At 61.3% G+C, this 11,259-nt stretch carries 9 protein-coding genes and 1 tRNA gene; 5 read left to right on the forward strand and 5 right to left on the reverse strand.

Going from position 1 to position 11,259, the window contains the following annotated elements; translation table 11 throughout:
* Positions 1-379 precede the first annotated feature (379 nt).
* Together VGG47_RS11705 and VGG47_RS11710 are read right to left on the reverse strand one after the other, a co-directional pair.
* On the reverse strand, positions 380-586 hold the full coding sequence (locus VGG47_RS11705; RefSeq protein ID WP_331538706.1) for a DUF2007 domain-containing protein: 207 nt from the start codon (positions 584-586) through the stop codon (positions 380-382).
* Positions 587-1,162: 576 nt separating this feature from the next.
* Positions 1,163-1,237 (reverse strand) — tRNA-Thr (locus VGG47_RS11710).
* 408 nt (positions 1,238-1,645) lie between these two features.
* Between VGG47_RS11710 and VGG47_RS11715 the strand changes: the two genes are divergently transcribed.
* The 4 genes from VGG47_RS11715 (at position 1,646) to VGG47_RS11730 (ending at position 6,449) form a co-directional block, all read left to right on the forward strand.
* Positions 1,646-3,130 (forward strand): MFS transporter, encoded by a 1,485-nt coding sequence (locus tag VGG47_RS11715; RefSeq protein WP_331538709.1) that lies wholly within the window; start codon positions 1,646-1,648, stop codon positions 3,128-3,130.
* Between the two features lie 6 nt (positions 3,131-3,136).
* Positions 3,137-3,319 carry a hypothetical protein gene (locus tag VGG47_RS11720; RefSeq protein WP_331538712.1) on the forward strand — a complete coding sequence of 61 codons (183 nt, stop codon included), beginning with the start codon at positions 3,137-3,139 and terminating at the stop codon, positions 3,317-3,319.
* A 1-nt stretch (position 3,320) separates the two neighbouring features.
* Positions 3,321-4,397 (forward strand): phosphate ABC transporter substrate-binding protein PstS, encoded by a 1,077-nt coding sequence (pstS, locus tag VGG47_RS11725; protein WP_331538714.1) that lies wholly within the window; start codon positions 3,321-3,323, stop codon positions 4,395-4,397.
* A 168-nt stretch (positions 4,398-4,565) separates the two neighbouring features.
* Positions 4,566-6,449 (forward strand): potassium transporter Kup, encoded by a 1,884-nt coding sequence (locus VGG47_RS11730; protein ID WP_331538716.1) that lies wholly within the window; start codon positions 4,566-4,568, stop codon positions 6,447-6,449.
* Between the two features lie 163 nt (positions 6,450-6,612).
* Here the strand turns inward: VGG47_RS11730 and VGG47_RS11735 are convergent, their stop codons facing one another.
* From VGG47_RS11735 to VGG47_RS11745, 3 genes are all read right to left on the reverse strand, one after another.
* Entirely contained in the window at positions 6,613-6,816 is a 204-nt protein-coding gene (locus VGG47_RS11735) for a hypothetical protein (RefSeq protein WP_331538719.1), read from the reverse strand.
* 222 nt (positions 6,817-7,038) lie between these two features.
* Positions 7,039-7,293 (reverse strand): hypothetical protein, encoded by a 255-nt coding sequence (locus VGG47_RS11740; RefSeq protein WP_331538721.1) that lies wholly within the window; start codon positions 7,291-7,293, stop codon positions 7,039-7,041.
* A gap of 138 nt (positions 7,294-7,431) precedes the next feature.
* Positions 7,432-8,640, reverse strand: coding sequence for a GGDEF domain-containing protein (locus VGG47_RS11745; protein WP_331538723.1), 1,209 nt, complete (start codon positions 8,638-8,640; stop codon positions 7,432-7,434).
* 1,025 nt (positions 8,641-9,665) lie between these two features.
* On the opposite strand from VGG47_RS11745, the gene VGG47_RS11750 reads away from it, so the two are divergent.
* Complete coding sequence (locus tag VGG47_RS11750) at positions 9,666-11,114, forward strand: hypothetical protein (RefSeq protein ID WP_331538725.1); 1,449 nt, start codon at positions 9,666-9,668, stop codon at positions 11,112-11,114.
* The last annotated feature ends 145 nt before the right edge of the window (positions 11,115-11,259 follow it).

An 11,259-nucleotide genomic window follows, 5' to 3' on the forward strand; every position in this document is an offset into this window, starting at 1 on the left:
CCGGAAGAAAGCTTTGGACGGCTGGCGCTAGCTATCTGCTAGCTAGGCAAAACGGGCGCCCAATCGAAACGCCCGTAAGTTATTGAAAAGATTGGCGGACCCGACGCGATTCGAACGCGTGACCTTTGCCTTCGGAGGGCAGCTCTCTGCGTTGGCTGCGCCACTCTCTCGCGGACGGCAGCTTTGTCCCCCAAGCACAAATCCACCGCCGTCGGCCGACTATGACACCGCAGACAGCGCAAACGATTGACTGTATCCGCCGGCAACAGGCCCGGCCGACGCTGATTAATGCGCCACCGGCAGCTAGACGATGATGCCACCGCAGGCCGCATTTGCTTGCCGAGAAGGCCCGCCCCTACCGAGCCAGGGCACAAAAACATCATAACTCGCCTGCCTCGCGCAAGTATTGCCGGGCAGCATCTGCCTGGTGAGCTGGAACCGCGATGCGGCGCATCACAGCGCCAATGCTGCCTTCGACGGCGGCCATGTTGTTGTCATAGAGGGCCGGTTGGAAGCCGCCGTCCCGCAGCAGTGAAACGAGGAACGTCAGGCGCACCGCGTTATTCGTTGAAATGATCACGACCATGCGGCGGACTTTGCACGAGCAGAGCAATACACCAAGTGTTTACCGTGCCTGCCCGCCGCCAGGGTGCGTGCGGCGCCGCGCGATACATTGCTATTGTATTTTACAGAAATTGCTCGATGCGTCCCGGGTCCTTAGCGTTGAGAAAGACTTCACGGGGTATCCGCGGCTTTGGACGGGCGATCCCGGTCAGAGGGTTGCCGATTCTGTAGCCCCATTCCGACCTGGCGATTTTGTAAACCCGGTTCATGATGTTGAGTGGGTTGGAGGCATTTGAAGGCGCCTCTCCAGCTGCGACCACCCGGTCCCTCCAGGCCATGCGGTCCGCCGCACTATGCATCCGGCGCGGCTTCCACGGACGCCTCCTCTCTTTGGCTGCCGGATCATATTCTGAACGTATTGGGTCCCAATTTGTTTGGGGTCCCATGTAACGCCCTCACTCGCTAATTTTGGCGCTGACAAATTTTCAGCCGCTTTCCAAAATAGGCAAAATATTCTGCGTTGGTACCCAGACGGGACCCAAAACCAAAAAGTTCGACCGAAGCTGAACAAAAACCGCCAATAACTCATTGAAAAGACTGGTGCCGACACCCGGGATTGAACCGGGGGCCTACTGATTACGAATCAGTTGCTCTACCGCTGAGCTATGTCGGCTAACCTGTTGTGATGCCTTATTTTTCTGGGAAAAGTTACCCAGCCGTGCCCGTTGAAAGCACTTTTTTCAAAAGAACTCAAGACCGCCAGCTGGGAGCAACCCGATTGACCAGCAATGGGACGGCGGTATGGCACAAGGCCAGAGCAAAATCCAGGGTTTGAATACGCCGTCCGGCAGCCGCTCAAATCGGCCTGACGCCCAATCGCGACCGCACAGCCCCCTAACAGCGGGCCGAGCGGGGATGGCGGCGCGCCGGCACAACCATTTGGCTCGACATCGAAACTTAACGTGCGTGCCGGCCGCTTCTGTGGCCAGTTGTCCGAAATAGGAATCCCGGAGGCGTGGGGCAGGCGGTGCTGTCAGGTCTTTCCGCCGCGCGCTCGGCACAAAATGGAGGAAGAACGGCGATGGATGACATCAGGACCCAGCCCGCGCAAGGCAACGCCAGAACGGTCCAGGAATATATCGACGAATTGCCGGTCTGGCCGGACGGCACCAAGCTGAAATCCACGCCGATGACTGGCATGCAGTGGCGCATCTGGTCGCTCGCCGCCGCCGGTAAGTTCTTCGAGGGCTTCGTCGTGTTCATGGGCGGCGTGACCGTGCCGCTGATCACGCTCCAATTCCACATCGCCCCGGCCGAGAAGGGCCTCGTCACCTCGGCCAGCCTCGCCGGCATCCTGGTCGGCACGATGCTGCTCGGCGGCATGTCCGACTATTTCGGCCGCAAGCGCATGTTTATCGCCGAGATGATCATCTTCTGCGCCTTCCTCACGCTGCTCATCGTCTGCGGCAACTTCATCTCGCTGATAATCTGCCTGTTCGGCGTCGGCATGGCGCTCGGCTGCGACTATCCCACCGCGCACATGATCATCTCCGAGAGCATCCCGAGCGTCTCGCGCGGCCGGCTGGTGCTCGGCGCCTTCGCCTTCCAGGCCGTGGGCGCGATGTGCGGCATCGGCATCGGCGCCATGGTCCTCGTCATTGACCCAAGCCTGAACGCCTGGCGCTGGATGTACGCGACCGCCCTGGTGCCCGCAGTGGCGATCACCCTCGCCCGCTTTTACATCACCGAGAGCGCCAACTGGCTGATCGTCCGCGGTGCGCACGAAGAGGCCGAGACAGCACTCGCCCGGCTCCTGCACCGGACGCCACGCTACCCACATTCGGTCGCACTGGCCCGTCCCTTGACTGACGAGGGGCATGCGTCAAAGCAATCCTTCCTCGCCTTGTTCGATCACCGTAACCTGCGCGCCACGATCTTCTCCTCGGCGCCCTGGTTCATCCAGGACCTCGGCACTTACGGCATCGGCGTGTTTACACCGACGATCCTGGCGACCGCGCTGGGCGGCGGCCCGGACAAGGTGCGCAGCCTCACCGACATGATCTCTAACAGCATTCTCTCGGCGGAGGGCTCTGCGCTCATCACCGCGCTGCTGATCGTCGGCATCCTGTTCGCGATCGCGCTCGCCGATCGTTTCGGCCGCATCCGCCTGCAGATCTTCGGCTTCCTCGGCTGCGCGGTCGGGCTCGCAATCGCTTCGCTCTCGATCGATGCGGCCGGCAGCGCCAAGATCGCCCTGATCTTCGCCGGCTTCATGCTGTTCAACTTCATGACCAATCTCGGACCGAACGCGCAGACCTATCTGCTCGCGGGCGAGGTCTTCCCGACCGAGGTGCGCGGCATGGGGGCGGGTTTCGCCGCGATGATCGCGAAAGTCGGCGCCGTCGCCACGACATTCGGTTTCCCGCTCCTGCTCGCCGGCATCGGCATCCGCGCGCTGCTCTACGGTCTCATCATCACCTCGGTGCTGGGCGCGATCGTCACTTGGCTGTTCCGCATCGAGACGACGGGGATCAATCTTGACCGCATCGGCCGGGACGCCGGCTAGCGCAGGATGGATTTAGACAGAAAGCGGCCGCTTTTAAAAAAAGCGGCGCAAAAATTTTTGTTACTCTGGGGCATGGGCGGTGTCGGCGACAACGCCCATGCCCCAGCATTAAAAAGTTTTTTTGCTTCTTTTTGTTCACAAAAAGAAGTCCTTCCCTTCGCTTCCCAAGAAACTTCAAGGAAAATATGAGATGAAGCGCATGTCTTCCCGCAGCGGCCTGATCGCCGCGCCGATGCTCGTTGCGGCGTTCTCCCTCCTGCTCGGCGCCCCCGGCAAGGCCGCGGCGGCGACCATCGCCCTGCACGAAACCGGCTCGACCCTCATCTACCCGCTCTTCGAACTCTGGATCCCCGACTACCAGGGACAGCATCCGGATGTCGCGATCACCGCCGGCGCCACCGGCTCGGGCGACGGCATCGCCAAGGCGATCGCGGGCGCGGTGCAGATCGGCACGTCGGATGCCTACATGTCCGAGGACGCCAGCGAGCAGAATCCGCAAATCCTCAACATCCCGCTCGCAATCTCCGCGCAGACGGTGAACTATGACGTCCCCGGCCTCACCGCGCCCTTGAAACTCGACGGACCGACGCTGGCTGGCATCTATAGCGGCCAGGTCACGATGTGGGACGCGCCGGAGATCGCCGCCCTCAACCCGGGCCTGGCTTTGCCGCATCACCAAATCGTGCCGGTCCATCGCGCGGATGCCGCAGGCGACACCTTCATTTTCACGCAGTTCCTCGAACTCTCGGCGCAGAGCTGGGATGATGCGACCGGCTACGGCACGACCGTCAACTGGCCATTCGTCCCCGCCGCGGCAACCGCGATCGGCAATGGCGGCATGGTGCAGACCCTCGCGCAGACGCCCTATTCCATCGGCTATATCGGTATCAGCTTCCGCGCCGCGATCGCCAAGACCGGGCTGGGGACGGCGATGCTGAAGAACCAGGACGGCAAGTTCCTTCTGCCCACGCCCGACACCATCGCCGCCGCGGCGGCCGTGCTCGACCCGCGCACACCGCCCGATGAGCGTCTGACCCTCGTCTTCGCTTCGGGCGATGAGTCCTATCCGCTCATCAACTACGAATATGCGGTCGTCTCCAAAAACCAGAAAGATGCCCTGACGGCGGAAGCGGTCCGCCACTTCCTGCTCTGGGCGATCTCCGCCGATGGCGGCAATGCGCCGAAATATCTGAACATGGTCGGCTTCATCCCGCTCCCCGACTTCATCCGCGGCCTCAGCGAGGCACAGATCGCCCTCGTGCAATAGGAAGCGAAGGAAGGCTACTTTTTGTGAACAAAAAGTAGCAAAAAAACTTTATTAATGCTGGGCTGTGGGCGTTGTCGGCGACACCGTCTCAGGCCCAGCATAGCAAAAGTTTTTGCGCCGCTTTTTTCAAAAAGCGGCCGCTTTCTTCTCTCCAAGCAGGAGGTCAGCGTGCCCGACGCCGCACCCGCCATTCTTCATGCCCCGCGCGGACCGCTCGCCGTGCTCAGCCTCTCGGCCCTCGGGATCGTCTTCGGGGACATCGGCACCAGCCCGCTCTACACGCTGAAAACGGTTCTGGACGCCACGGGAGCCCATCCCTCTCCCGCCGCCATCCTGGGCTCACTGTCGCTGATCATCTGGACGCTGATCATCATCACCTCAGTGAAATATGTGACGCTGGCGATGCGCATCGACAATGATGGCGAAGGCGGCATCCTGGCGCTGATGTCCCTGCTCGGCATCAAGCGGCAGCAACGGCGGATCATCGTTCTGGTCGGGCTGTTCGGCGCCGCCCTCATCTATGGCGACGGCGCCATCACCCCGGCGATTTCCGTGCTCTCCGCACTGGAGGGCCTGAATATTTTACTCCCTTCGTTCGGGCCGTATGTCGTGCCGCTCGCGGTGGTGATCCTCGTCGCGCTGTTCGCCGTGCAGCGCCAGGGCACCGCGCGCATCGGCTTCATGTTCGGGCCCATCATGGCGCTCTGGTTCCTCGTCATCGCCGTACTCGGGCTCTACGGCATCGCTTTGCACCCGGCAGTGCTGCTGGCCATCAACCCACTCTATGCATTGTCCTACCTCGTCTCCGGTGGGCTCACTGCTTTCGCCGTGCTGGGCGGGGTGTTCCTCTGCGTCACCGGCGCGGAAGCTTTGTACGCGGATATGGGGCATTTCGGCGCGCGGCCCATCCGCCTGGCCTGGGGCGGGCTGGTGCTGCCCAGCCTGGTGCTCAGCTATGCCGGACAGGCAGCCTTGGTGCTCTCCGGCGCGCCAAGCAGTGATAACATCTTCTACCGCCTCTGCCCTCCGGCTGTGTTGCCACTCCTGGTCGTGCTCGCCACCATCGCCACCATCATCGCCAGCCAGGCGATCATCACCGGCGCCTTCTCGATGACGCGCCAGGCGATCCAGCTCGGCTGGATGCCGCGCCTGCGGATCACGCAAACCTCGGCCAAAGGCTATGGACAGATCTATGTCGGCGCGGTGAACTGGCTGCTGATGCTGGTGACGCTCGGGCTGACCATCGGCTTCGCCAAATCGGACAACCTGGCCTCCGCCTATGGCATCGCGGTGTCCATGACGATGCTCATGACCACGGTGCTGCTGTTCATCGCCATGCGCGAAGTCTGGCGCTGGCCCATCCTGCCGGCAGCGCTCCTGGCAGGGGCGCTGTTCATCGTCGACGCCGCCTTCGTCACCGCCAATATGCTTAAAGTTGCCAATGGCGGTTACGTGCCGCTGCTGCTGGCGGCCGCGGTCTATAGCGTGATGCTGATCTGGCACACCGGCTTCGGGGCGGTGACGGCGCGGATCCGCGGCGGTGCGATGCCGATCGATGAACTGATGCGCTGCGTCACGCGGGACCGGGTCGCGCGCGTGCCGGGCTGGGCGGTGTTCCTGACCCGCATGGAGCAGGACGCGCCGCCGGTGCTGCTTTGGCACCTCAAACACAGCCGTGCCGTGCAAGAGCACCTCTTCATCCTGACGGTGACGTTCGATCTGGTGCCCTGGGTGGCGGCACAGGACCGCCTGAGCGTCGCCGAGATCGCACCAAACGTGTGGCGCGGACGGGCCCGGTTCGGCTTCATGGAGCGGCCCGATGTGCCGGCCCTGCTCGTCCGCGCGCATGGCACGGGCTGCCCGGTCAATCTCGCCGACCTGACCTATTTTGTCGGGCATGAAACCATCGTGGCACGCGCAGAGAAAGGCGGCCTGCCAGGCTGGATGGTGGCGGCGTTCTCCTTCCTGGAACGCAACTCCACCCATGTCACCGATCATTTCCTGTTGCCGCCGGACCAGGTGGTGGAAATCGGCCGCGAAATCGCCGTGTGAAGTAAGCGGCCGCTTTTTAAAAAAAGCGGCGCAAAAATTTTTGTTATGCTGGGCCATGGGCGTTGTCGCCGACACAGCCTCAGGCCCAGCATTAACAAAGTTTTTTTGCTACTTTTTGTTCACAAAAAGTAGCCTTCCCTTTCGCTTACCTCAACGGATCCGCTCAGCCGCCGCAGGCCGGCTCCTCGAAAATAGCTGTGAGGTCGTAAGGCTGTGGCGCCGGCAAGCTGGGCAAAATACCCAGGCTGACCCAGGGCCACCACATCGTCCACCACCAGGCGGAGAGCATGACATTGTCATTCCACGCGTAGCGCGGCCGAAATTGAGCCGAAAAATCCGGGGTCATATTGGTCAGGGGAGGAGTCATCCGAGTAGCAAGCTTTCCGTGAGGAGACCCTTCGCGCAGCTTTACGGAACAGTGTCAATATCGGCGCCCAGAAGGGAAAGGCTACTTTTTGTGAACAAAAAGTAGCAAAAAAACTTTATTAATCTGGGCCATGGGCTTTGTCTGAGACAACGCCCATGGCCTAGCGGAAAAAAGTTTTTGCGCCGCTTTTTTCAAAAAGCGGCTGCTTTCTTATCTTGTCACTCAGAGAGAGCGCTGGCCGTCCGTGTTATGGGCCCGCTGCACCTCGTGCTCCTGCTCTGCGCGATGCTTGGCGATCTCATGCCCGGCGACGCAGCCGGCGATGGCCCCCATCACCGCATGGTGTCCGGCATAATGCCCCGCCACGGCCCCCGCGGCGCCACCCGAAACGCAGCCAATCGCCTGAGCTTGGCTGGTGCCGAAAGCCGCGAGACCAACCATCACCGCAGCGGTCAAAGAGAGAAATTTCAATGTCATAAGGCCCACCGTATCCTTGAGAGCGCGCGCTATAGCAGGAACGGCGTTCTCTGGCCAAGGGGTGACCAACCAGGGCCTGCAACAGTCAGCCCGCGGATGACCACGTTTTCACTCAGCACGAACATCGGGATGCGCGCGTTATTCGGCTTCCTGTGGGCTCGCCTCTGCGGCCTCCCATTGGCGTTCATTCCTTCCCGTTTCCGAGCAGACACGATTTCGCCCCGCCCGCTTGGCGCAATACAGCGCGCCGTCAGCCGCCTCGACCAACGCGTCGGGCGTCGCCTCACGCCTTTCCGGCAGCAGCGTCGCCACGCCGAGACTGATGGTGAGCCGTCCCTCGGGCCGGCCCGCGTGCTTGATCCGGCGTTCATAAACCCCTTGCCGCAGCCTCTCGGCGACCCCAAACGCACGGTCGGCATCGGTGTCGGGCAACAACACCGCGAATTCTTCACCACCATACCGGCTTACCAGATCGGTCGGCCGGCAGAAATGCACCAGCGACCGGGCCAGAAGCCGAAGACATTGATCGCCGGCGCGGTGACCATAAAGATCGTTGTACGCCTTGAACCCGTCGGCATCGACCATGATCAGCGACAGCTTCTCCTTAGACATTTGCGCACGCCGGAAATGCCTGTGCAGATTGACCTCGAAATCATGCCGATTGCCGACGCCGGTCAGGAAGTCATGCCGTGCGGCATCCTGGTAGCGGCGTGCGGATTGATCCTTCTCGATGGTCATCAGCCCAAAACTGAGGACCACCATCACCGCGATGATATCCAGCATCATCCGGGAAAATCCCGGGATTTGCTGAAACGGCATGTAGACGACATGCGGCCAGAACAGGAGCGCCCGAACGCCGGCCTGCAGCATATAGATGATCTGGAAACCCACAATCGCCAAAAGCAGCCAGCGCATGAGCGGCGGCGCATCCGCTTTCAACCACAATTCACGCGCCAGCAGGCTGAACGGCAGCACAAGCAGCAAAAGGCCACTGCCGAGACGGAGATTCTGCTCGTCCCGGAACCAGGGAAAACAACAAAGCGTTAACCAGACGATGACCGGCAAAAAAATCGCGAGGGGCCGCGGTGGCAAGTCCCGCAGGCAGCGGCCCGCCGTCCAGATCAAGCCGAAGCTGGTCAGCAGCAACGAAGGCGACAGAATAATTCCCGGCAGAAACGCTGCGAGCATGCGACCAACCAAGGCCAGACCCAGCAACACGGCAGCCAGGGCCATCCACATCGGCACCGTCTGTTTCCTGTCCTGCAGCCAGGCCAGAAAGCAGGCGACCGCGGTCAAGAGCACCACAAACAGCATCGTCGACAGAAGCGTTCGTGGGTCCAGAGCCATGATGGTCTTACCTTTTATTGATTCCAGTCCGGGATCGTGATGTCTCGCGCGGTTCCACCGGCCCGTAAAGCATCAAGCCCGCCTCCGCCACCCCGGCCCAAGTTAATTGTACCGGTCAGCACCTTGCTCGGGCAAGATCGGCGTTCACCTTCGATCCCACCCCAAAATGTTCTCCTTGCGGCATGTAACACCACGGCTCTCCCTCTTCCGCTCAGGCCGACCTCGCGCCTGGTCAATACGCCGGGACCGCCTAACGGGGCGTTCACGCCGCCAAAGAACCGCCATGCCATAATTGCCGCCATCTCTTCAAGCCGCTTCCGTCGCCGGCTACAGCGCCCGGATTCCTTGCCTGCCCCGGCCTGTGCCACGGAGCTCGCGATCGGCCTCTTACCGCCTTGTCTAACAGTGCAGGGTCAGCTGGGTGGCGGCAGCCTTTTATCGACACAGGGCCCAACAAATTCCATCGCGCTGGCTTTCATTTTTCTATCGCCAAGCGGTCAATTAAATCCCCACCCCAGATCGAATGGATAACGTAATAGTGAACCATCTAAGCCAGAACGGCCCGCCCTCGTTCACTTGGCTGAATCACATTCCGTTTTGGCTCAAAACCGATAAAACTTAAACATATCCAGGCAATTAAGAATCTCACCACGCTCGACCGTTCCTGAAGCGACCTCTTTTTCGATCAAAAGCGGCGCAAAACTTCAGCGATGCTGGTTCATGGGCATTGTCGGTGACAGCGCCCCTGGCCCAAATTAACAAAGTTTTTTTGCTACTTTTTGTTCACAAAAAGTAGTCTTCCCCTTCACTTCCCTGAGCAATCACACTCTAGCGCGCCGCCGCTGCCGGAGCCGCCGGAGGGCATCAGTGTTTTGTGAGCAGTATCTGCTGCAGCGGCAATTTTGGTTTCACGAAGGCCACCGAGATCGCCGGCCTGCGCCCCGCCACTCTTAACGAGACCGCAACATTGATCGTACCCTTGCTCTTTGATAGCATCGAAATGGCTTATTTTTTGGATCGATGAGATGATTACAGCCCTCGGTGCGGTGTTTTTGCCGCTTTGCCTCTTCTATTGGAGAACCCCGGAACGCCTCCTGCAGCTTGTCTTCATTGGCGGCGCCTTTTCCGCGGCCGCGGTCCTCGTTATCGGCAATTACGGCATCGCGCCCGGATTGCTGCCGGCGCTCCTGTTTATCGGCTATTTCCTGCTGCGGCTCATCCTCGGCGCCAGCTATCCGACCGGGAATGGCGTCCTACAGGTCCTGACGCCCTTTATTCTGGTGGTGATCGGCGCCCTGGCCAGCTCGTTCCTTATGCCGCGCTTTTTTGAAGGCGACATTTACGTCTGGCCACAAAAGCTGAGCGGCTTCGATGTTCTGACCCCGCTCAGCCCCAATGCCGGCAACTATACCCAGGATATGTATCTCATCATCAATGCCGGGCTGGCGGTTGCCGCGTCCTTGTATCTGGTGAAGATCGGCGCGAACCTGAACCGGCTGTTCAACACCTATCTCTGTACCGGGTTGATCGTGGTGGCCATCTCACTCTGGCAATTCGCAGCGAACACCGTCCATGTCTGGTTTCCCACCTCGTTTTTCCTGTCCAATCCCGGCTGGGCCCTGCTCTCCGACGAGACCATCGGCTCGGTCATCCGGCTCTCCGGCCCGTTCAGCGAGCCCGCGGCTCTTGCCGGCTATTTGTGCAGCACCGTGGGCGCTTCAGCCTGGATGATCGTCAACGGCGACAGGCGTCGATTGACCCGCCTCGTTTTGGTCCTGAGCCTGGGCGTGCTCCTGCTCTGCACCTCCACCACCGGATACGCGGCCCTGGCCATCATGGCGGCGGGCCTGGCGCTGTACGCGTTCGTGGTGGGCTCCGCGACCTTGAAGAAACGCGTGCTGATGGGGCTGGCCGGCGGTGGCCTGGTGGTGGCCATCACCGTCGCCGCGGTGCCGGCCGTCGCCCCTGGCGTGGCCCATCAGGCGGTCAGCGTCGTCAATGCGACGCTGACCAAGCAGCAATCCTCCTCGTATCAGGACCGGACCTCGACCGATCTCGACAGTCTGCAAGAGGCGGCGGAAAGTTACGGGCTGGGGGTCGGCTGGGGGAGCAATCGCTCCTCGAGCCTGATCCCCGGACTCGCCGCCGGCATCGGCATCTGGGGAATTGCCGGACTGCTCTGGTTCGTTGCGCGCATCCTCGCCCATGTCAGAGCCGCGCAGCTTCGTGCGCGCATCCCGGAGCTGAAAATGGTCATTCATGGCTGTGCCGGCGCCCTGATCGGGATCCTGGTCTCCGCGACGCTGTCCGGCCCCGGCATCACATCCCCGGACTTCTATCTGCTGGTGGCGTTGCTGATCGCCGCGGCCGGGCGGCTGCGCTGGGAAGCCAGGGTTGCCCAAGCCCCCCTGCCACGCTTTGCCGCCTTCGCGGCACCGAAGACGCTGGGGGCGGAACGCATCGGCAACGTCTGAGCGGAGTAATACCAATCCGCCTAAAGACTGACACATGCCCAATCGCGGCTACCGATTGAGTTGATGCGGTCTGGATCGGCGATGAACCAGTTCCATGCGGTTTTGCAGGCTTCCACGATATCGTCGTATGTGTCCCAGACCGTGG

It is taken from the genome of Acidocella sp., assembly GCF_036489515.1.
In the GTDB taxonomy this organism is placed as follows: Bacteria; Pseudomonadota; Alphaproteobacteria; order Acetobacterales; family Acetobacteraceae; genus Acidocella.

Coding starts and splice junctions, on each gene's coding strand:
- VGG47_RS11750 (WP_331538725.1), top strand. CDS start 9,666: ATGATTACAGCCCTCGGTGCGGTGTTTTTGCCGCTTTGCCTCTTCTAT.
- pstS (WP_331538714.1), top strand. CDS start 3,321: ATGAAGCGCATGTCTTCCCGCAGCGGCCTGATCGCCGCGCCGATGCTC.
- VGG47_RS11735 (WP_331538719.1), bottom strand. CDS start 6,816: ATGACTCCTCCCCTGACCAATATGACCCCGGATTTTTCGGCTCAATTT.
- VGG47_RS11715 (WP_331538709.1), top strand. CDS start 1,646: ATGGATGACATCAGGACCCAGCCCGCGCAAGGCAACGCCAGAACGGTC.
- VGG47_RS11740 (WP_331538721.1), bottom strand. CDS start 7,293: ATGACATTGAAATTTCTCTCTTTGACCGCTGCGGTGATGGTTGGTCTC.
- VGG47_RS11720 (WP_331538712.1), top strand. CDS start 3,137: ATGGATTTAGACAGAAAGCGGCCGCTTTTAAAAAAAGCGGCGCAAAAA.
- VGG47_RS11705 (WP_331538706.1), bottom strand. CDS start 586: ATGGTCGTGATCATTTCAACGAATAACGCGGTGCGCCTGACGTTCCTC.
- VGG47_RS11745 (WP_331538723.1), bottom strand. CDS start 8,640: ATGGCTCTGGACCCACGAACGCTTCTGTCGACGATGCTGTTTGTGGTG.